General features: G+C 48.7%; 18 protein-coding genes. 8 read left to right on the top strand and 10 right to left on the bottom strand.

Annotated elements, in window-relative coordinates; all coding sequences use genetic code 11:
• Positions 1-112: 112 nt before the first annotated feature.
• Positions 113-943: an AraC family transcriptional regulator gene (locus DXA36_RS06115; protein ID WP_118677359.1), complete on the bottom strand. Its 831-nt coding sequence runs from the start codon at positions 941-943 to the stop codon at positions 113-115.
• A gap of 195 nt (positions 944-1,138) precedes the next feature.
• Between DXA36_RS06115 and DXA36_RS06120 the strand changes: the two genes are divergently transcribed.
• The 5 genes from DXA36_RS06120 to DXA36_RS06140 all read left to right on the top strand — a co-directional run bounded on the left by DXA36_RS06120 (position 1,139) and on the right by DXA36_RS06140 (position 6,171).
• On the top strand, positions 1,139-2,290 hold the full coding sequence (locus tag DXA36_RS06120; protein ID WP_118677361.1) for a glycoside hydrolase family 27 protein: 1,152 nt from the start codon (positions 1,139-1,141) through the stop codon (positions 2,288-2,290).
• 14 nt (positions 2,291-2,304) lie between these two features.
• On the top strand, positions 2,305-2,517 hold the full coding sequence (locus DXA36_RS06125) for a hypothetical protein (RefSeq protein ID WP_147366550.1): 213 nt from the start codon (positions 2,305-2,307) through the stop codon (positions 2,515-2,517).
• A 36-nt stretch (positions 2,518-2,553) separates the two neighbouring features.
• Positions 2,554-4,233: an extracellular solute-binding protein gene (locus DXA36_RS06130; RefSeq protein WP_118677365.1), complete on the top strand. Its 1,680-nt coding sequence runs from the start codon at positions 2,554-2,556 to the stop codon at positions 4,231-4,233.
• A gap of 68 nt (positions 4,234-4,301) precedes the next feature.
• Positions 4,302-5,258: an ABC transporter permease gene (locus tag DXA36_RS06135; protein WP_182478956.1), complete on the top strand. Its 957-nt coding sequence runs from the start codon at positions 4,302-4,304 to the stop codon at positions 5,256-5,258.
• Positions 5,259-5,268: 10 nt separating this feature from the next.
• On the top strand, positions 5,269-6,171 hold the full coding sequence (locus tag DXA36_RS06140; protein ID WP_118677370.1) for a carbohydrate ABC transporter permease: 903 nt from the start codon (positions 5,269-5,271) through the stop codon (positions 6,169-6,171).
• A gap of 63 nt (positions 6,172-6,234) precedes the next feature.
• Here DXA36_RS06140 and minE read toward each other — a convergent pair whose 3' ends face one another.
• From minE to DXA36_RS06155, 3 genes are read right to left on the bottom strand one after another with little or no spacing between them, the layout of a single operon-like run.
• Entirely contained in the window at positions 6,235-6,510 is a 276-nt protein-coding gene (gene minE / locus DXA36_RS06145) for a cell division topological specificity factor MinE (RefSeq protein WP_118677372.1), read from the bottom strand.
• A 14-nt stretch (positions 6,511-6,524) separates the two neighbouring features.
• Complete coding sequence (minD, locus tag DXA36_RS06150; protein WP_118677374.1) at positions 6,525-7,313, bottom strand: septum site-determining protein MinD; 789 nt, start codon at positions 7,311-7,313, stop codon at positions 6,525-6,527.
• 38 nt (positions 7,314-7,351) lie between these two features.
• Positions 7,352-8,068, bottom strand: coding sequence for a septum site-determining protein MinC (locus DXA36_RS06155; protein ID WP_118677376.1), 717 nt, complete (start codon positions 8,066-8,068; stop codon positions 7,352-7,354).
• A 224-nt stretch (positions 8,069-8,292) separates the two neighbouring features.
• On the opposite strand from DXA36_RS06155, the gene DXA36_RS06160 reads away from it, so the two are divergent.
• Entirely contained in the window at positions 8,293-8,679 is a 387-nt protein-coding gene (locus DXA36_RS06160; protein WP_118677378.1) for a hypothetical protein, read from the top strand.
• Between the two features lie 128 nt (positions 8,680-8,807).
• Here DXA36_RS06160 and DXA36_RS06165 read toward each other — a convergent pair whose 3' ends face one another.
• Positions 8,808-9,602 carry a helix-turn-helix transcriptional regulator gene (locus DXA36_RS06165; protein ID WP_118677380.1) on the bottom strand — a complete coding sequence of 265 codons (795 nt, stop codon included), beginning with the start codon at positions 9,600-9,602 and terminating at the stop codon, positions 8,808-8,810.
• Between the two features lie 47 nt (positions 9,603-9,649).
• Here DXA36_RS06165 and DXA36_RS06170 point away from each other — a divergent pair, with 47 nt between their 5' ends.
• A complete protein-coding gene (locus tag DXA36_RS06170) occupies positions 9,650-10,201 on the top strand; it encodes a hypothetical protein (protein WP_118677382.1) in 552 nt (183 codons plus the stop codon).
• Here the strand turns inward: DXA36_RS06170 and DXA36_RS06175 are convergent.
• From DXA36_RS06175 to DXA36_RS06185, 3 genes are all read right to left on the bottom strand, one after another.
• The gene (locus DXA36_RS06175; protein WP_118677384.1) at positions 10,164-11,021 is read right to left on the bottom strand and encodes an alpha/beta hydrolase; all 858 of its coding nucleotides are present in this window, start codon (positions 11,019-11,021) and stop codon (positions 10,164-10,166) included. The two genes, DXA36_RS06170 and DXA36_RS06175, sit on opposite strands and share 38 nt — an antisense overlap.
• Positions 11,022-11,167: 146 nt before the next feature.
• Positions 11,168-12,898 (bottom strand): beta-L-arabinofuranosidase domain-containing protein, encoded by a 1,731-nt coding sequence (locus DXA36_RS06180; RefSeq protein ID WP_118677386.1) that lies wholly within the window; start codon positions 12,896-12,898, stop codon positions 11,168-11,170.
• Between the two features lie 36 nt (positions 12,899-12,934).
• On the bottom strand, positions 12,935-13,969 hold the full coding sequence (locus DXA36_RS06185) for an SDR family oxidoreductase (protein WP_118677388.1): 1,035 nt from the start codon (positions 13,967-13,969) through the stop codon (positions 12,935-12,937).
• A 313-nt stretch (positions 13,970-14,282) separates the two neighbouring features.
• On the opposite strand from DXA36_RS06185, the gene DXA36_RS06190 reads away from it, so the two are divergent.
• A complete protein-coding gene (locus tag DXA36_RS06190) occupies positions 14,283-15,542 on the top strand; it encodes an IS110 family transposase (protein ID WP_118677390.1) in 1,260 nt (419 codons plus the stop codon).
• 92 nt (positions 15,543-15,634) lie between these two features.
• On the opposite strand, the gene DXA36_RS06195 is transcribed toward DXA36_RS06190, so the two are convergent.
• On the bottom strand, positions 15,635-17,287 hold the full coding sequence (locus tag DXA36_RS06195; RefSeq protein ID WP_182478957.1) for an MGH1-like glycoside hydrolase domain-containing protein: 1,653 nt from the start codon (positions 17,285-17,287) through the stop codon (positions 15,635-15,637).
• A gap of 520 nt (positions 17,288-17,807) precedes the next feature.
• A complete protein-coding gene (locus DXA36_RS06200; protein ID WP_118677394.1) occupies positions 17,808-19,649 on the bottom strand; it encodes a sensor histidine kinase in 1,842 nt (613 codons plus the stop codon).
• Positions 19,650-19,663: the final 14 nt, after the last annotated feature.

The raw sequence follows: 19,663 nt of genomic DNA on the forward strand, positions 1-19,663 counted from the left end.
TACGTTTTTATTCTCTAAAGTTTTTCTAAGCGGCGGGAAAATCGGAAACGGACCCGACGGCCATAACATAGGATTTCTGCTTTACCAATGCATTTTGTATAACGGAATATGCTTATCCCGGCTGGGAATTATAACCATAATGCCGGATCCTGTATTGATTCCGGTATTGGGTCGGAGACAGCCCTTTTTGCTTTATGAAAACTTTAGAAAAATAATTACAATCCTTGAATCCGCAGGAAAAACAGACCTCCTGAATGGAATAATCCGTTGTGGACAGCATGTCCGCGGCGGTGGAAATCCGGATGTTCACCAGATACTGCTGGATCGAGACGCCCAGCTGTTCCTTGAAAATACGGAAAAGGTGGGATCTGCTGATATTCACATGGTGCGCGACATCGTCCACCGAAATGTCATATGCATAATTCCGTGCGATATATTCGGTTGCTTTCGCCGCGTAGTTGCTCAGGGATTCCTTTTCTTCCTCCCTGCTTCTGGTATCCAGTGCGGAAAGGAAAAGCAGAAAATTCCCCAGCATCGCATATTCACGGCCGTCTTTTCGTTCAGCGCCCGCCTGGAGTGCATCCATATAGATGCCCGCCTGCCGGGAATTGATGCTGTCGCAAACCGGCGTTTCACAGGAAAGGCCGATATTGGAAAGCAGTCCCTCACATCCTTCCCCGCTGAAGCCTATCCAGGAATAAATCCAGGGCTCCTCCTCATCCGACCGGTATGAAATCATTTTTTCCGGAGGGATCAAAAAGGCCTGTCCCGCCGACAGATGGTATGTATTTCCTTCCATACAAAAAACACCTTTTCCGGAAACAACATAATGGATCAGGTAATGGTGGCGCACCGCAGGTCCGTAGCTGTGCCCCGGAAGGCAATGCTCACTCCCGCAGTGATGAATTTCCAAAGATACATGAACGGGCCAGGAATATAACATAAGAATGCCTCTCTTTCATAAAAAATTATATCATTTTCACATCCCCTCCACAACCAAATCTGAAAAACTGCAACATTGCTACAGCAATTTGCAACAATAATACGTGGATTATGCCTTATCTATCTGCTAACATTAGTTCTATCATACAGGAATAAAGAAAGGGGCGTGGGCATATTGCTGATTACAAAGCCACCGATGGGGTGGAATTCCTGGAATACTTTTATGGACAAAATTGATGAGAAAACAATCATGGAAACTGCGGATGCCATGGTCAACCAGGGACTTCTGAAGGCGGGATATGAATATCTGGTAATCGATGATTCATGGGCTGAACGGGAAAGGGATGCGGAGGGAAGGCTGAAGGTTAATTATACCAAATTCCCCAATGGCATGAAAGCGGTTGCGGATTATGTCCACAGCAAAGGGCTGAAATTCGGAATGTATTCCTGCGCGGGCGTGCGGACCTGCATGTGTTATCCGGGAAGCTTCGGGCATGAGTTCCAGGATGCCCGGTTCTTTGCCGATATCGGGGTGGATTATCTCAAATATGACTATTGCTTCCGTCCCGCTCTTGCAGACGGCCCGATGCTGTACAACCGGATGGGAATGGCGCTCCGTGCCGCCGGAAGGGATATCCTGTTTTCCGCCTGCAATTGGGGGAAGGACAATACTACGGAATGGATCCGTTCCACCGGGGCGCATATGTTCCGTTCCACAACCGACATCATGGATTCATACCAGTCCATGAAAAATATTGCCTTGAGCCAGCTTTCCAATCTTCCTTATACGGCACCCGGCTGCTTCAACGATCTGGACATGCTGATCGTGGGGCTTCATGGAAAGGGCTGTATGGCCCTTGGCGCGGACGGCTGCAGTGATATCGAATACCGGCAGCATTTTGCCTTTTGGTGTATGCTTTCCGCACCATTGATGATAGGAGCGGATGTGCGGGATCTTTCCCCGGATACGCTGGCGCTTCTGACCAATCGGGAACTCCTGGCAATCGATCAGGATCCGGAGGTACGTCCTCCCTATATCCATGGACAGGCACTTCAGCGTCCGGAATGTGCACAGGAGCATATTGTCCTCCTGAAACATCTGGCAGACGGGAACTATGCGGCGGGATATTTTAATTTCGGGGATCAGGAAGCCAATATCCCCAGTGAGTTTTATAATTGGGGAATTGATATCTCCAGCGGCTGCAGTCTGCAGTTCACCGACGTTTTCACCGGCGAGGATATGGGGATTTTCCGTGATTTCTACCGCGCCCGTGTACCGGCACATGACTGCCGTTTATATAAAGTCAGGCTGATTTGGACCGGCAGGCCGGCTTCCCGCCAGCTATAGGAGCGGCCGGCATAGTGTATAAAAAGAAGGGAGCGGATATGCCGGAATGTAAAAAGTGCGGAAGGAAGCTGAAGCATGATGAAATCGGGCTTTACAGGAGACTGGTAGACCGGGGGGCGGACTCCTGTCTGTGCATTACCTGTTTTGCCCGGTACTATGGTGTAAGCGAAGAAATATTGAAGGATAAAATACAATTTTTTAAGGATGCGGGCTGTAGTCTGTTTTAAGGTCCGCTGTAGGGGGATGTCCCCGGGAGGAATCAAATGAAGAAAGGAATGAACAGAAAATATGCAGCAGCAGCCCTCGCAATGATTATGCTTGCCGGAAGCCTGGCAGGCTGCGGGAACCGGTCCAAAGATGCATCCGTACCTGCCGGTGCAGCAACGGGCAGTGAAGCAGGGGCGGAAAGCACACCCGGCGGAGAAACGAAAGAGGAGCCGATTACGATAACCGCTTTCAAGAATTCCGTGGCGATGCCGGCGGACTGGAAGTGGGGGGATGATCCCGTTTCCCAAAGGATTACGGAACTGACAGGCGTGACTGTGGAAATGCAGTATGCGACCACTACGGATAACACAGAAATCAACACATTGCTGGCTTCCGGTGAAAAGCTGCCGGATATCATTATTACAGCAGCCAACGGCCCGGTGCGTTCCCTTCTTGTAGACCAGGGATTTGCCGTGCCGTTAAATGAACTGGCAGACAAGTCTTATCCGGAATTCTATGAGGTACTTCCCAAGGATATGGACAAGATCTATCAGGAGGCGGACGGCAATTTCTACTGTGTGGCAAGCTTTTACGGTGATGCAAACAAATACGGCGACCAGATTCTTAATTCCAGGGGGCCGGTCAGCTTTTCCATCCGCAAGGATTTTTATGATGAACTGGGACGGCCGGATGTGAGTACCCTGGAAAATTATAAAAATGTTGTTCTGCAGATCAAAGAAAAGCATCCGGAAATCAATCATCCCATTTGGGATTACATGATTAATACACCGTGGAATTCCAGTTCCCTGTTAAATGTACTGGCCAGAATGTATGGCGCGGATAATAATTACTTCCATTATAACGGCGATCAGGTGGAGATGGTTTTCATGCAGCCGTATTATAAGGAAGCGCTGAAAACCTACAATGACTGGTACCGGAGCGGGCTGATCAATCCGGAAATGTTCGCGTACAAGACGGATCAGCAGCATGCTTCCATGAAAGAACAGGACATCATCAGCTATGTGGGCTATTACTGGTCGCTTCTCCAGATGACCGGCATTATGGATCAGATGGTCTATGAAACGATTGAATTCCCTATGCCGGAAGGAAAAAATCCGGAAGAACTGAAAATCCACGACGATTATTTCAGCACAGGATATGACGGTGTGTTCATCACAAAGGATGCAAAGGATCCTGTCCGCTGCCTGAAATATATCGCTTTCCTGTTAAGTGATGAAGGGCAGCTTTTGCAGCGCTACGGCCTGGAGGGACTGACCTGGGAAAAGGATGAACAGGGCAGGCCCAGGGAGACGGAATTAAAGATTGAAACAGAGCGGGAAAGCATGGAAAAGCTGCAGAAGGAGCTGGGAGTCTACAACTATGATTTTGCCTGGCTGACCTCCACCTGGGCGATTGTATACGGAGCCCACAATACCTATCAGAGCTATCCCGGCGCACTCAGGGATTTTGAAATCATGACGCCTCATCAGCAGAATGAACGATTCTCGGATCTGGTATATGCGCTCACCGATACGGATGAGCTGGTGCTCAGGGAACAAATCTTTGATACCTGGAAATCCGGCGCCGCGGCCATAATCGTGACAAACAGCGATGCGGAGTTCGAGGCGGCTTATGATAAATTTATAAGTGATATGAACAAATCCGGCGTCGATCAGCTTTGCAGCTATTTTACCCAAAACAGCGAGTATTGGAAAGCGCTCGGTTTATCTGAATGACAGGATGCCCGTATAAGGGCAGGGAAAGGCCCGGGAAAGGCCTTTCCCATAAAAACGGAGGTGGCAGTATGAGTCCTGAAGAGACTTCTGTAAAAAGAAAGGCTTCTTCCAAAGGCTTTTGGAAGGAGCTGTGGAAGCAGCGGGAACTGCAGTTCATGGTACTTCCTGCATTGGCAGCACTGATTTTGTTTAATCTGTTTCCTCTGTTCGGGTTACAGATAGCGTTTAAAGACTATAAGATGAACAGTGGGATACTGGGGAGCGCCTGGGTCGGCCTCAAGCATTTTAAAGCCTTTTTTACGGATCCCAATGTTCTTCCGGTTCTCTGGAATACCATCGGCCTGTCCGTAATCAAAGCATTTTTTACCATACCGCTGCCGATTCTTTTTGCGCTGCTGCTGAATGAGGTCACACACGCCCGTTTTAAAAAGCTGGCGCAGACAGTGAGCTATTTCCCTTATTTTTTATCATGGTCGGTAATATCCCTGATGGCAATTACCTGGCTGTCTCCGCAGAATGGATTCATAAACGGTTTCCTGATATCTGTTGGTATTCTGAAGGAACCTTATTTTTTCCTGGGGGAACCGAAGGCGTTCTGGGGGATATCCATTTCATTGGATATCTGGAAAAACCTGGGCTACTCCTCTATCATTTATCTGGCGGCGATGTCCAGTGTGGATCAGGAGGTTACGGAAGCAGCCGTAATGGACGGCGCCGGAAGGCTGCGCAGGATTTTCCATGTCACCATGCCGGCCATCCTGCCTACGGTTATGGTCCTGCTCATTATCAATATAGGGAATCTGCTGCGCGGCGGCTCTAACTTCGATATCAGCTATAATCTGATGAATTCTTTAAACCAGCCTAAGGCAGAAATCCTGGATACCTATGTGCTGAAAACCGGCATATCCATGGCCCGGTTTTCCTATGCTACCGCGATCGGGCTGTTGCAGTCCGTTGTGGCTTCCATCCTGCTCCTGTCTGCAAATGCGGTGAGCAAGGCGACAACCGGGGAAAGTTATTTTTAAGGAGGCAGACATGAAAAAAGATGAACATAAGCCCTGGCAGAAATTCGGCGCTGCCGATATCCTCATTTATTTGCTTCTGGCCATCCTTATATTTATCATGGCCTTTCCGTTCTGGAATGCAATGATATTATCCTTTAATGACGGTAAGGACGCTATGATGGGAGGGATTTATTTCTGGCCCCGCAAATTTACGCTGGATAATTACAGCCAGGCGTTTCAAAACAGTTCCATCTGGAAAGCCTTTGGGATTTCTGCGCTGCGCACGCTGCTCGCTACTTTTTTAAGCCTGCTGGTCACGTCCATGTTCGCTTATGCGGCCAGCAAGCCTTATCTGAAATTCCGCCGATTCTATATGCTCCTGCTGTTGATTGCCATGTTTTTTAACGGCGGAATCATCCCGGTATTTTTAACTATCCGGAACCTGGGGCTGGTCAATAATTTTCTGGTTTACATACTTCCCGGTGTTTTTAATGCATTTTATGCACAGATATTTATTTCCTTTTTCAAGGGGCTTCCGGAAAGTCTGTTTGAATCCGCCCGGATTGACGGAGGGCGGGAACTGACAATTTATTTTAAGCTTGTCCTTCCCCTGTCCAAATCCGTTCTGGCTGCAGTGGGGCTTTTTACCGCTGTTTTCAACTGGAACTCCTGGTATGATAACATGCTTTACATGAAGAATGAGGAAATGAACACCCTTTCCTTCCTTTTTGTGAAAATGATTAAATCCCAGGAAACCCTGGAAAACCTGGCCGCCGATTCCGGTATTGCGGATCTTGCCAATATGGGCGGCGTCAGTTCCACTTCCCTGCAGCTTGCCACAATGATGATAGCCGTACTTCCTATTATGTGTGTCTATCCGTTTGTACAGAAATATTTTGCCACAGGAATGATGATCGGATCCGTGAAAGGGTAAAAAAATCCCCACTGGAACCTCTGTGCCCTGAAAGCGCGGATTCCGGCGGGGATATTCTTTTTCCTATTTGGAACGGTGTCTCAGATCCTTGATGGGGATGTTTGCGAACAGCGCAGGCACCACTCCGTTGCCGGATTCGGATTCCGTTTCGGTAATCTGGATATCCAGACCCTGCGGATCGATATCCATGTATTTGGAAATGACTTCTATAATATCATTTTTTATCTGTTCCATGATTTCGGGAGAACAACTGGCCCTGTCGGATACCAATAATAATTTCAGGCGGTCTTTTGCTATATCCCCAGATGTTTTCTTTCGGAAAAGATCCATTAATCCCATAGTTACAATCCCCCCTAATTTTTCTTAAACATACTCTTGAACTTGGAAAACATACCCTTTTTATCCAAATCGAGGAACGGGACCTCTTCGCCCATGATGCGTTTGCAGATATTGAGGTAAGCCTGTCCTGCGGGACTCGCACCGCCTACCAGCGGCTCGCCCTGGTTCGTGGAAACCACGATCTGCTCGTCATCAGGAACCACGCCGATGAGAGGGAGGGAAAGGATATCGTTTACATCCTCCACCTTCAGCATATCCCCGCGCTTTACCATATCCATGCGGATACGGTTGATGATGAGATCGATACGGCCCATCTCATTAGCCTCCAGAAGGCCTACGATCCTGTCCGCATCACGGATGGCGGAGACTTCGGGGGTGGTTACCACAAATGCCCTGTCCGCGCCTGCAATGGCATTTTTGAAGCCCTGCTCGATTCCCGCAGGACAGTCAAGCAGGATGTAATCAAATTGTTCCCTCATCTTGTCAATTAATTCCTTCATCTGTTCCGGGGAAACGGAATCCTTATCCCTTGTCTGGGCGGAAGGAAGAAGGCAGAGGTTGGAATATTTTTTATGTTTGATCAGAGCCTGATTCAAGCGGCAGTTACCTTCCACCACATCTACCAGATTGTATACAATACGGTTTTCCAAACCCATAACCACATCCAGGTTTCTAAGGCCGATATCGGTGTCAATCATGATTACTTTTTTATCCAGCATGGCAAGGCCGGTTCCTACGTTTGCCGTTGTGGTGGTTTTGCCTACACCGCCCTTCCCGGATGTGATAACAATAACTTCGCTCATTTGCTGATTCCTCCTAAATATAAATTAATCCTGTCGTTCTAAAACAGATTGCTTAAACGCCCTTTGGTTACAGGCTCAATACAAATTGTTTCTTCTTTTGCGGTTGCAATTTGGGGGGCATAGGAATTGGCGGGGGTATTGCCCCGTTTCCTGAGACCTTTTCCCCCTTTTTCCTTATCCGGGCTTTTAGCAATATATTCCCCTATCTGCAGCTGTATGGGCTTCATTTCCAGCGCAAAAATAAAACAGCCGCTGTCTCCTGCGGCGCCTGCATGTGCGTTGCCCTTCAGGGAACCCAGGATCACGATGTTCCCCTGAGATATAATTTTGGCTCCCGGATTGACATCTCCAATCAGAGTAATGCTGGAATAGCTTTCCAGAACCTGCCCGGAACGGAGATTCCCTTTATAAAAATCCGCCCCTACCGCCTCCGCGTCAGGATAATTGTCGGCGGCTTCGTACTCCCGGGCCTCGATACGCGCTTTCATCCTGTCTTCCAGTGCCGTACCGTTATCCATGATACAGACAATTTGAATGGAAGTATTTTCTGTAATGACATCTACAATGCGTTGTTCTTCCTCCGGGGTCAGTTCCCTTCCTTCGAAAGATACAGCCATTTTCGCATCCTTAAAAAAAGTGCCGGTCTCTCTGAACTTTTCCGCAATAGCCTCAAGCAGTTTTGGGAAAGGAGTTTCCTTATCCAGGATAAGGTTTATTCCATATTTGTTGCGTTTCAGTACTAATTCTTTTGTCATGTCCCCTCCAGCTTATTCTAAAGGACTCTTTCTCTTGCAATTATACCGGTTCTTGTCGAATATGCAAACTGTTTTCACGATTTTTCTTGTAAAATGTCTAAAAAACTCAAACTTTGCAGGGAGGGCCGCCCTTGAAGTCTTTATAATTTTCTTACATAGCACGCGAAACGTAGACTTTATATTTTAATTATGATATTATTTATGTATGTACAGGAGGGAATACCATGGATGAAGAATTAAAATCAATGTTGACGACTATTGTCAAAGAGATTCACAACATTAAAAACGATATGCATAAAGGTTTTCAAGATGTTGACGAACGTTTTGAAAAAGTGGACCAGCGTTTTGAAAAAATGGATCAGCGTTTTGAAAAAGTGGACCAGCGTTTTGAAAAAATGGATCAGCGCTTTGAAAAAATGGATCAGCGCTTTGAAAAAATGGATCAGCGTTTGGAAAAAGTGGAATCTCAGGTATCAGCCTTACGCAGCGGACAGATCGAAACGCGCAAGGAGATTAAGGAAGTGTCAATAAAGGTTTCGGAGACTTACGCTCTGGCTCTTGATTCATGGGGGCAGAGTTCTGAAAACCGGAAATGGTTAGAGAAAATATAGCCGTGCATTAAAATAGAAAGGGAAGTATCAAAAGGAAAATAAATCAAGAAAAAGCCTTTTGATACTTCTTTTTGTTTATCCGGGTTTGGCGTGACATACGGTGCCGCATCCAAACCCGGAAATGGACATTATATTTGAAAGGCAGCGCTGTCCTTCCCTGATTTCCGGAATTCCTTCGGGCTTTTCCCGGTCAGCCGCTTGAACTGCCGGCAGAAATGCTCCACATTGCGGTAGCCGCAGAACTCCGATATGGAAGTAATGGTTTTATCCGTATACAACAGCTGATCTTTTGCCAGCCGGATGCGGGCTTTTATGCAGTCGTCCATACAGGAGGTGCCGAAGGCATTTTTATAGAGGAGCTGCAGATAGCCTTCGCTCAGATGAAGCTGCTGCGCCATGCCCGAAACATTCCAGGAAAGCTGGGGGCTGTTATAAATAGCCTTGCGCAGGTTCATCAGTTCATGGTAATTAGGGGAGAGGCGGAAGGAACCGGTGCCCATGCGGGAAGCCTCCTGCAGCTCGGAAAAAAGAAGCTGGAGAAGCTGATCCACTATCCGTTCATTGTTTTGTCCGGGAAAGGAGTTTTTCCAGGTGATTAATTGGAAGAGATTGTGGCAGTAGTCCGCATCCGGCAGGGGGAAAGGCGTATTGCGTATGGGCAGGGAGGATACATAATTTTCATCCGAATCAAAACGGATCCAGTCATTTTTGTAAAGTTCCCCGCTGGCACGATAATGGATAGGCGTATGCGGGGCAAACAGTACGGCGGATTTGGCCGGATATTCCGTAAGAATTCCGTCCACGCGGAAAAATGCGGGGGTATGGGTAAGGAGCAGAAGCCAGCAGTCATGTCCCTGCGGAACGTCGAATACAAAGCCGGCGTCGTGCCGGGCATCATATTCTACATAACGAATGTGATTCATGGGAGCCTCCCGGTAATCAATAGTATTGTTGGAAAGGTAGGGGAATTATGGAACCAACTAAAAAACTGCCTCTTTTTCTTGTTTCCGGGGCAAGCGGGGTGGGTAAGACCACCATGTGTGAAATCCTTTTCCGCAGGGAAACAAAATATATTGTAATGGAAAGCGATATCCTCTGGCAGAAGGAGTTCGATACGCCGGAGGATAACTACCGCAGGTTCCGGGAAGTATGGCTTACTATGTGCGCCAACATATCCCAGTCGGGCCTCCCGGTGGTGTTGTGCGGCTGCGGGATACCGGAGCAGTTTGAAATATGTGAGGCCAGGAACTATTTTACTGAACTTCACTATCTGGCTCTTGTCTGTGATTCCCAGGCCCTGGAAGCCCGTATGCGGGAAGGAAGGCATATCAGGGATGAGGGCTGGATCCAAAGCTCGGTAAGCTTTAATGACTGGCTTCGGAATAATGCGCAAAATACCAATCCCTCTATAACCCTGATAAATACCACAGATCTGACGCCGGAGGAAACAGCCGAAAAGGCAGAGGCGTGGATCACAGGCTGTCTCACTTCAGACCCGCCTGTTTGTCCAGAAAGCCTTTAAAAATAGCGAGAAGCTCCTGACTCCAGAAGTTGCCTTCGTGTACGGCGCCTTCCACACAGATAAAGCTTACATCAGCGCCGCATTCTTCCAAACGCTTTACCATACGGGCGCTCTGGGAAAAATCCACGGCAGGGTCGGCATCACCGTGGGCGATCAGGAAGGGGACATAGGATCTGCCTTCCGTTACATAACGGATAGGGCTCATTTTTTTCAAAAGATCCTGATCGAGGGTACCGCCGCAGAAAAGGGTGAACAGGCTTTCTGTTTCCGCCCGTCTTTCCGATTCGGGAAGCTCCAGGACAGCGCATAAATCCGCAGGGCCGAAGCAGTCGATGACGGCGTTTACGCTGTCAGAGGCTCCGGGGTATTCAGCGGTCCTAAATTCAGGCATGTCCCCGGTAAGTCCCAGGAGAAGGGCGGTGTTGCCGCCGGAGGAAGTGCCGAAGGCATATACTCTTTCCGGATCAATATGGTACTGCGCGGCATGGGTGCGCAGGAAACGGATGGCTGTTTTCACATCCTGCAGGAATGCGGGTGCGGGACAGCCTTCTTCAATGTTGCGGTGGGTAACGCTTGCCACCACATAACCGGCTCCTGCAAACGCGGCCAGCTGCGGAATTTCATAATTCGTATCGGGAAAATGCCAGGCGCTTCCCTGTATGAAAACGATGAGGGGGAAGGTACGTTCCTGACCTTCCTCAGGGGTTTGCGGCATAAGCAAATCCAGGGTAATATCTGTTCCCGTCTGTGTGGAATAGACGATTTTGGGGCAGAAAACAGACAGGCCTTTAAGAGTGGGATTGCAGGCGATTCGCAGCATGTTATGTGTCCTCCTTTTCTAAATAAAAAATATAAGTATGATGAAGCTATTATAACACACGAATCGCCGCCGAATCAAAAGAATAGGGGAAAATTAATGACTCCGCGCAGGCCTGGCTCCTGCTTCCGGGAACCGTACAAACCCGCTCATTGTTTTTTGTGGAATTTGGTTGCGTGGGCCGTCGTGTCGTGATACAGGAAGTAGCGCTCGTTTTCTTTGTATTCATAGAATGGGCGGAAGGTAATAGTATCGATGCCCTCCACGCGGTAGTGAAGCGGCTGCTCCGGAAGCGGGCGCATTTTTTCCGGAAGCGACTGTACATCCATCCAGTCGTTGGGCGTCTGGATACCGGTATAATCGGCGGCCAGTACTACCGGCCCGTAAAGAAAGGCATTGGGGCCTTTTTTAACAGGGTCCAGGGAATGCATCCATACCGCGGCGGGAAGGGAAACGGTCAGGCAGTCGCCTTCCTTCCATTCGCGGCAGACGGTCAGCCAGCCGTTTTTATCCACCGTTGCTGAGAGAGGGACATGATTGCAGGAAACAGTCATTGTACCTGCCAGCCAGCCCGGCATGCGCAGGTGGATGGGGAATACGGCGGGGGCGGTCAGAGACAGGGTCAGGGCCGTTGTGTTTCCTTCCGGGAAGCCGGTTTCCTGGCGGACGGTGACAGGGCTGCCGTTCCGGTTCCAATGCAGCTTGGAGGGGATATATTGGCTGACGTAAAGTCCGCCGTCCTCTTCAAAATAGAGGAGACGCTGCATTTCGGTTACGAGGAGGGGACGGGTACCGGTGCAGCAGGTCCAGCCATCCTGCCGGTTTTTCTTATAGCCGCCGTACATGTTGTAATCGGAATAATAAATGATATTTCCTTCTTCCGTCATGGGCAGGGTGGCGGCGGTGGCGTTGAATAAGAGAGCCTCCACCCAGTTGCCGTATTCCGGTTCCCCGGTAAAACGGGTGAGGTATTTGCACAGCCGGAAGGCGGCATAGGTGTCGCACTGGGTTTCAAAACTGTCATGACCGGTGCGCAGCGCGTCGATAATACGGTTTTTGGGCATCAGATGTTCATAGTTGGGGCCGTATCCCCCTGTCGCCATGACCTCTTCCGTCTGCATGAAGCGGTAGAAGGAGCGCAGGGATTTCAGGAAATAAGGGTTGTTTGTCATTTCGTATGCCTTTGCGCAGCCGTTAAAAGAATTCACATGGCTGTAGGCGTGGCAGAATTCGGAATACAGTCCTGCCAGGGGTTTTTTGGAAAAGGGATCGGCATCCTGATAGAAGATATCCCAGAATTCCCGGTATTCAAAGCGTTCCGCCAGCTCCCGTGCCTGAGGTATCTCCAGGATTTCCCAGGCATCCCAAAAGGATTCCGTCAGGGTGTACCATTCCGTGGAGTTGTCTCCGAACAGGTTATCTTTTGTCAGATGCCTGTCGGCGAAAGCAACCAGATATTCGGCGTGTTCCTTTGCGCGTGTATAGCCGCAGTAAAGGAAGAGATCACAATGGGCACGAAGCAGCTTTTCCAGGTCATAATGGGAGCGGTTTGTTAAAAAGGGAGCGGTTGTCCGGGCGGCTTCGCAGCAGTCCCAGAATTCATCAGCCAGGTAGACCGCCTTTTCCCGGAACGCCTCATCCCCCGAAACAGCAAACATACGGCTGTAGGCGGAAAGCCACTGTCCGATGAGGGCGGTGCCCCGTGAATTGGGGTACCAGCCTGTATATGCGATGCCGGGGGCCGGCTTTCCGGCGCTTTCGCGCATATACTTCAGGATATTGTCATTGGGGATTTGCAGATAAAAAGCAAGGGTTTCATCCAGGATTCTTTTCATCATGCCATCTGTAAGGGTGACATCTGTAAAATCAAAACTTTTCATAGTTGTCCTTTCTGCCTTTAAGCAGGCTCTGCTTGATCAGATACATGTGGGGTACGCGGATTTTACCGCAGCGGCCGCCTGGTTGAGTGAGGTGATTACGCTGTCACACCAGCTGTCAAAAATGGGATCCTCCGCCTGCAGCTGCCTGTCGGAAAGCAGGTTCTGAAGCGTTGTGCGTATGCCGTCCCGGAAAGGCACGGCAGCCTGGAAACCGGGCACCAGCCGTTTGAGCTTATCATTTTTAAAAACAGCGGTCTGTACCCGTTCCCCGAGAAGGCAGCTCTTAAAATCATAGGGGCCTGCCTGATGCAGAAACAGGGAGGAGACATAAAACGGATGCAGGGGCACCTGCAGGATATCCGCTATTGTGGTATATATCTGGTTCCAGGTCATGACCTCGTCGGATGTAATATTGACGGCTTCCCCCAGGGCATGGGGATTTCCTGCAATTCCGAGAAAGGCCCGGGCAAAATCGGAATTATGGGTGAGTGTCCACAGGGAGGTACCGTCTCCGGGGATAATGACGGGCCGTTCTTCCCGGATTCTTTTTATCACACTGTAGCAGCCGTTCCAGCCTGTCATACAGAGCGGGACGTTATATTCGTCATAGGTATGGCTGGGACGGATAATTGTGATGGGGAAGCCGGTTTTTCGGTATATGGCCGTCAGCTCCTGTTCGCAGGCTATTTTATTCTGCGCGTAGTCCCAATATGGATTGTACAGGGGTGTGCTCTCCGTGATTTCATAGCAGCTGAGGGGCTTCTGATAAGCGGAGGCGGAGCTGATGAAGATGTACTGGCTGGTTTTTCCAGAGAAAAGCGAATAGTCCCGTGTGATCTGTTCCGGTTTCTGCACAATAAAATCAGCCACGCAGTCAAAGTGCATCCCTTCCAGCGCCTTTTCCATAGCGGTGGTATCGTTGATATCCCCGATAATATAGTGTGCGCCATCGGGGAGTACCTGGTTACGGGATCCTCTGTTTATGAGCCATAATTCATGGCCTTCCTTTAAAAGGGCCTTGGAAACGGCGGTGCTGATAATGCCGGTTCCTCCGATAAGTAAGATTTTCATTCTTATATTCCGCCTTTCTGCGAAAGGCACCGATGCGGTTATGAAACCGTTTCCTGCTTTTCGCTTTCAAATCTATCTTCCTTCTGATATATTTCCTTATAAGACTGACACACTACAGAACACGCGGAGGTGAGTGGCGGGGCTGTATAGCGGCGACCTCGCATTTTTATATGTTGTCGGTCATCTGTTAAAGGCATCAATGAATGGCGCATTACCGTAGCCCGTATACTTATCTCTTCCAAAGTCGACTCGATTTTGCCGGATGACCAGTCACTGTCAGTTTTATTACTATAAATCGAAGGAGGTTATTTTTTTGTCTTTTAAAATCATTCGTAAAAACTGTTGTGGACTTGATGTCCATAAAACATGGATCTTTGCCTGCATTGGCATCACTGATTCCAATGGCCGTACAGAGTATAAGCAAGCTCGCTTCTCTTCCTTTGCAAAAGGTTTGCAGGTGCTGTGTGACTGGCTTGTGAAATATAACTGTAACGACATTTGTATGGAATCTACCGGCAAGTACTGGATTCCTGTTTTCAATATCTTAGAGAAAAATAACTTGTGGGTTACTCTTTCTCACCCGAAATACACGAAACCCCAGAAAGGTAACAAGACTGACCGTAAAGATGCCAAATGGATCTGTGACTTATACATGTGCGGCATGGTTAAGCCTTCCTTTATCCCACCTGCTGATATTCGTCAGCTGCGTGATTTAGTAAGATACCGTTTCAAACTCACTTGTATGATTACTGGTGAAAAGAATCGTGCCCATAACTGTCTTACTGTATCAAACCTTAAGCTTGATGATGTGTTTTCTGATATCTTTGGAAAATCGGCACGCTCTATCACAGAACATATTTTACAACACCCTGGGGAGTTTTTTGATGTACAGCCTTTTGTTGACAGAAGATGTAAGACCCCGATTGAAGAAATCCAGGCTGCTGTCGATGGTGCCATATCACCAGAGCAGGCTGTCAAGCTTCGTCAGTGTCTTAAACATATCGACGAATTAGAAGATCATAAAGCAGAAATAGAACGGGAAATCTTTCGTCTCAGTGATAAATATGAGGGCGCTCTCAACCTGATTCGTACGGTTCCCGGATTCGATAAGAATCCTCTCACTGCAATCCAAGTCCTATCTGAAATCGGTGGTGATATGTCTGTCTTCCCCACAGCCAAAAACCTCGTTTCATGGGCTGGATGTTGTCCTCGTAATGATCAAAGTAATCATAAAATCAAATCCACCAGGATTTCCCGTGCTGGTACCTATTTTAAACCAGTTCTGGTACAAGTTGCAAATGCTTTAATCAAATCGAAGAAACATCCTGAATTTACGAACCGTTACAGACGTATCAAAGCACGACGTGGACACAAGAAAGCCATCATTGCCATCTGTCGTATGATCCTGACCGCTATCTGGCACATACTCACAGATTTAAAGCCCTATACACCCGAAGGTTTTCTTGAATCACGCCCTGTGAATGAATCTAAAGTTCTTACTGCTTCACAGGCTCTTAATTTAATGCGTCAGCGAGGTTATATCATCAAAGACGATGCTCCTGCCATGAATTAGGTGTTGTGTTAATATTTAATTTTTTTGAAGCCACCAAAAGATGGTTTGTTTGCTATGCAATTCACTCTTTCTCTAACCACGGCCTCTTTGTTTCAAACTTGTTTTCCTCCTTGGAAAGGGTAATCAAATGCGATTTGCTTTATTTGGAAAAAGCCGTCCTTTTTGGGGATGACCTGTTGGTTGGGGCGGACAGAGCCTTCGTGACTGCTGCTTTGGGTATGCAGGGTAACCGGTATTTCCTTCTCTTCGATCCCTGTGAGGGAAAGGATGTTTCCGTCCAGGTCTGTCCTCACCTGGACGCCGCAGGAACAGGAGAAAACAGGCCGCCCGTCAATCTGCGCATGCATGGTCAGGCCGTCCTGGGTCAGGGTATAGGCATGGCCGGACAGATACTGCGTATAAGTGCCGGCAGGCCAGCCGCATACCGCGCTCCAGGTGATTTGATCAAAGGATATATTCACGCCGCAAAGAAGGGAAATATACTCCAGGGCCGCCAGAATGGTAGGGCCATAGCCTTCCGGGCCTAGCGTTGTCACTCCCTCATACCGTTGCGTTTCTTCGCCGTCCGGGGCAAGGCCCTCCGAGCGGGTCACACAGGGGGTTCCGTCGAAAGGATCATATTGCTGGACCAGCTTTTTCGTATCCCGGAGCAGGTACAGCCATTTTTTGCCCAGCATGCGGATTTCGGCGGCATGCCCGTATTGATCCAGAGCCTGGATGGCTCTCTGGTAGGTGAGCCCCTGAGGCTGCCCGCCCCAGTTATTAAAGTTAATGTTGGAAAAGCAGGGATCATTGGCCGCAATGGACGGGAGCGGAAGAAAGGTCCAGAACTCTTCCGGGTTGAGGAGGTGGTAACGGATAAAACGGTCGGCCATATCCTGATCGAAGGATCCGTAATACATACACCTTAAATTGTTATGGGTCAGCACATCCATGAATTCATTCTTACAGTCCCTGTCATAGCAGGCATTTTTTTCCTCTATCCAGAGATAGCTGCGTATTTTGTCCCTGACTTCCTGTGCCTTCCTGCGCCAGAGATGCTCCTCGCCGTTTTGAAGAATACAGGAAACAGAAGCAAGAACCGATCTTGCCTGACAGGAGTAGGAGCAGATGTCCATGGATTCGTAAGGGAGCTTTCCGCAGGCCGTCGGAGCGTCTTCTCCGCCGAAGCCGCCGTCCTTAACGCCGTATTTGGTAAAACGCAGGGAATTGTCCTCACCGGTATCCCAGGTACACCAGCTTTCCAGGCAGCCGTCCCCGTCACTGTCGCGGTACGTCCATAAATAATTGTCATAAGCTTTGAGAGTTTCGTAGAGTTTCGAAAGATAATCCCGGTCTTTTCCAATCAGATAATACATTTTGAAAGCGGGTACAGGAAAACAGAAACCCTGCAGCCAGTCGTATGAAACCTGGAGCAGAAACGGTTCCTGATATTTGATCATGCCGGGCAGACGCCCGCTTTTTCTCTGATTTTCCATGAAAATCAGCTGATTGTTAAGCGCGGCCTCCATGTTGCGCTTGGCATACATTTCGCCGCCCATGGGCTGGGTTTCCAGCCAGACCCCGTCATAGTCGGAGCCTTCCCGGAGTACGAGCTTATCGGTGAATACTGCCAGATTGCGCAGGCAGTACGTTTCACAGCGATCAAACAGCTCCTTCAGCCAGGCACCGCCGTCGTCAGCATTGCTGAATTCCACCCCGGCGGAGGGTAGATGATAGTCTGTTGCTTTATAGCCTTTTGCCATGTTTGCCATCCTTTCCTGACGGGAACGGAAGAGACAGGTTCCCGATAAGTCCGTAAATCCGGACAGATAATAGGTTCAGATGTCAAACGAATCGTAAGAAGGACATGCTGTAAACGGAGATCTTGTTACTGATCATTCCGAGATCAGTAACATGCATAAATCCATTTAAAATCGCCTACGGCGATGGAATTTATGCACTCTTGAATCACTATCTAACGTACAGTGCAGTAAATGCACAGTACTGATTGAACAGTAACGGAGATCTTCCCTATCTCCGTATGCAGATAGTACACAGCGAACCGGGCGGACGTATCATTGTTTCCTTCCGGCTCTTGGCTGAGATTATAGCATTGCTTTTTTGAGGTGTCAATTACCAAAAGTTATTGACCATTACCAAATTTCCTGACAGGTAAAAAAGGACTGATAAAAATTCACGGCATGTAAAATATGGTTTATGGCCTCCGTGTACTCTCCGTCATATCCGGACCGCTCTCAGGCCTTTTTACCCCGGATTCACATATCAGGTCAGTTCGTCCACATGGAGGGAAGGCAGATGAAGGATCACTTTTGTGCCCTCTCCGGGCCTGCTTTCAAAGGACAGGCCGTATTGCTCCCCGTATTGCAGTTTCATACGTTTATTTATATTACACAGGCCGTAATGACTGCCGGTATCACTCTGGTGCTCGTCGGAAGCGGAAGGCTCCAGAAGCTCTTCCAACTGTGCGGGCGGGATGCCGACCCCGTCATCTGCAACGATGAGTATAACCTCTTCCCCGGAGAGGAGGCCGTGTATGGTTATTTGCCCGCTCTTGCTCTTTTTTTCCAGGATGCCGTGGAAAAGGGCGTTTTCCACAATGGGCTGAAGGGTGATTTTCGGTATGGAGTACTGCAGGATGACCGGATCAATATCGGTGAGGAAACGGATTTCCCCGGAAAAGCGCAGATCCTGTATTTTCATGTAATAGGTCACATGGCTGATTTCATCGCTGATGGGTACGATATATTTACCCTTGTTCAGGGACAGCTTGTAAAAGCTGGCGAGGGAATATACGACGGAGCTGATCTGCTCCGGTTTCTGCTGATAGGAAAGCCAGCTTATCATATCCAGGGTATTATACAGGAAATGGGGGTTGATCTGTGACTGCAGGGCTTTATATTCCGCGCTTTTCAGTTCTCTTCCCATCTGGTAGTTTTCATGCAGGAGCGTGTGGATCCTGGCAATCATAAAGTTATAGTTCTCGGTCAGGGTACCGATTTCGTCCTTGTAAATCATATCCGGCACCTCTTTTAAAATGCCGTCCTTTGTCTGCTGCATATAGCCGCACAGGGAATCGATTCTTTTGGTGATGGTATAGGCGACGGGCTTGGACAAAAACCATGCCAGAAGCAGAATCAGGGCGGATACGCCGCATATTATTTTCACAAGGGAGGTAATGGCGAGGATGAAAGAGGAATAGGGGACCAGGGTTACCATATTCCATTCGGTTCCCCGGATGGAGGACTGCATGGCCATGTATTTCTGGCCGTCCAGCTGGATCGGGACCACGGCATCTTCCGCAAACGAAGGCAGGGTCAGTTTTCCCGGGGTGGTTTCCAGGAGGGGGAACGGATCCCCGATATTGGAGTTTGCTATTATTTTTCCCGTATGATCCAGCAGGAGGGTACAGCTGTCAAACGTATAATTGGCGGAATTCAGGATGCCCTCCACCGTGCGCAGGGGAATATCCAGCCGGAGGATAAAGGAAAGCTCGGAATAATTGTCCTGCCGGTACATGGCCCTGATTAGGGCAATACACGCTCCGTCCCGGTACGTGGTATCTTCCAGGCTGTCATTTCCCACAAACAGGTGAAGCCCTTTTTTCTGGAAAAGAGGGGTCCACCATGAGGCGGACTGAGCCTGGGACAGCGGGCAGATATTTACATTGTTCCCGGAAAAAATAAGGGAATCCGGGACATAAATACGTGCCCGTTTAATATCCTCGCTCTCCTGCATGCTTTTCATCAGGTGGAGGATCATTTTGGAATCGGCAATCTGATCCATGACGGAATAGCTTTGCAGATCCTTGTTGAGAACGTCATTGAGCGATACGTTATAGATGACCATGTCACTGGAAGAACTGATGCCGTTCAATTTATAGGTGAGATAGGAACTGGCCTGGTTAAAGCCCTGCTGGAGGCTGAACGTATTCTGGGTACGTATGGCCGAGGCTGTAAAGGTATAGATGGAGGCCGCCAGGATTCCCACGAGGATAAACACAAAGAAAAAATAGGTGAGGACTATTTTCCTGTGAAGGCTGCTATTGTTGAAAACCAGAAGCAGCGTGCGGACAAAACGGCTTTTTTTCAGATGGCTGTAAATCATAGGCTTCCTTTCCG

The sequence above is a fragment of the Eisenbergiella sp. OF01-20 genome, from assembly GCF_003478085.1.
Lineage (GTDB): Bacteria > Bacillota > Clostridia > Lachnospirales > Lachnospiraceae > Eisenbergiella.

Excerpts from the sequence above, each read along its gene's own strand:
- DXA36_RS06175 (WP_118677384.1), bottom strand. The coding sequence starts at position 11,021 with ATGCTGCGAATCGCCTGCAATCCCACTCTTAAAGGCCTGTCTGTTTTC.
- DXA36_RS06185 (WP_118677388.1), bottom strand. The coding sequence starts at position 13,969 with ATGAAAATCTTACTTATCGGAGGAACCGGCATTATCAGCACCGCCGTT.
- DXA36_RS06165 (WP_118677380.1), bottom strand. The coding sequence starts at position 9,602 with ATGAATCACATTCGTTATGTAGAATATGATGCCCGGCACGACGCCGGC.
- DXA36_RS06155 (WP_118677376.1), bottom strand. The coding sequence starts at position 8,068 with ATGACAAAAGAATTAGTACTGAAACGCAACAAATATGGAATAAACCTT.
- DXA36_RS06180 (WP_118677386.1), bottom strand. The coding sequence starts at position 12,898 with ATGAAAAGTTTTGATTTTACAGATGTCACCCTTACAGATGGCATGATG.
- DXA36_RS06195 (WP_182478957.1), bottom strand. The coding sequence starts at position 17,287 with ATGGCAAAAGGCTATAAAGCAACAGACTATCATCTACCCTCCGCCGGG.
- minE (WP_118677372.1), bottom strand. The coding sequence starts at position 6,510 with ATGGGATTAATGGATCTTTTCCGAAAGAAAACATCTGGGGATATAGCA.
- minD (WP_118677374.1), bottom strand. The coding sequence starts at position 7,313 with ATGAGCGAAGTTATTGTTATCACATCCGGGAAGGGCGGTGTAGGCAAA.
- DXA36_RS06120 (WP_118677361.1), top strand. The coding sequence starts at position 1,139 with ATGGGGTGGAATTCCTGGAATACTTTTATGGACAAAATTGATGAGAAA.
- DXA36_RS06130 (WP_118677365.1), top strand. The coding sequence starts at position 2,554 with ATGAAGAAAGGAATGAACAGAAAATATGCAGCAGCAGCCCTCGCAATG.
- DXA36_RS06135 (WP_182478956.1), top strand. The coding sequence starts at position 4,302 with ATGAGTCCTGAAGAGACTTCTGTAAAAAGAAAGGCTTCTTCCAAAGGC.
- DXA36_RS06200 (WP_118677394.1), bottom strand. The coding sequence starts at position 19,649 with ATGATTTACAGCCATCTGAAAAAAAGCCGTTTTGTCCGCACGCTGCTT.
- DXA36_RS06170 (WP_118677382.1), top strand. The coding sequence starts at position 9,650 with ATGGAACCAACTAAAAAACTGCCTCTTTTTCTTGTTTCCGGGGCAAGC.
- DXA36_RS06140 (WP_118677370.1), top strand. The coding sequence starts at position 5,269 with ATGAAAAAAGATGAACATAAGCCCTGGCAGAAATTCGGCGCTGCCGAT.
- DXA36_RS06115 (WP_118677359.1), bottom strand. The coding sequence starts at position 943 with ATGTTATATTCCTGGCCCGTTCATGTATCTTTGGAAATTCATCACTGC.
- DXA36_RS06160 (WP_118677378.1), top strand. The coding sequence starts at position 8,293 with ATGGATGAAGAATTAAAATCAATGTTGACGACTATTGTCAAAGAGATT.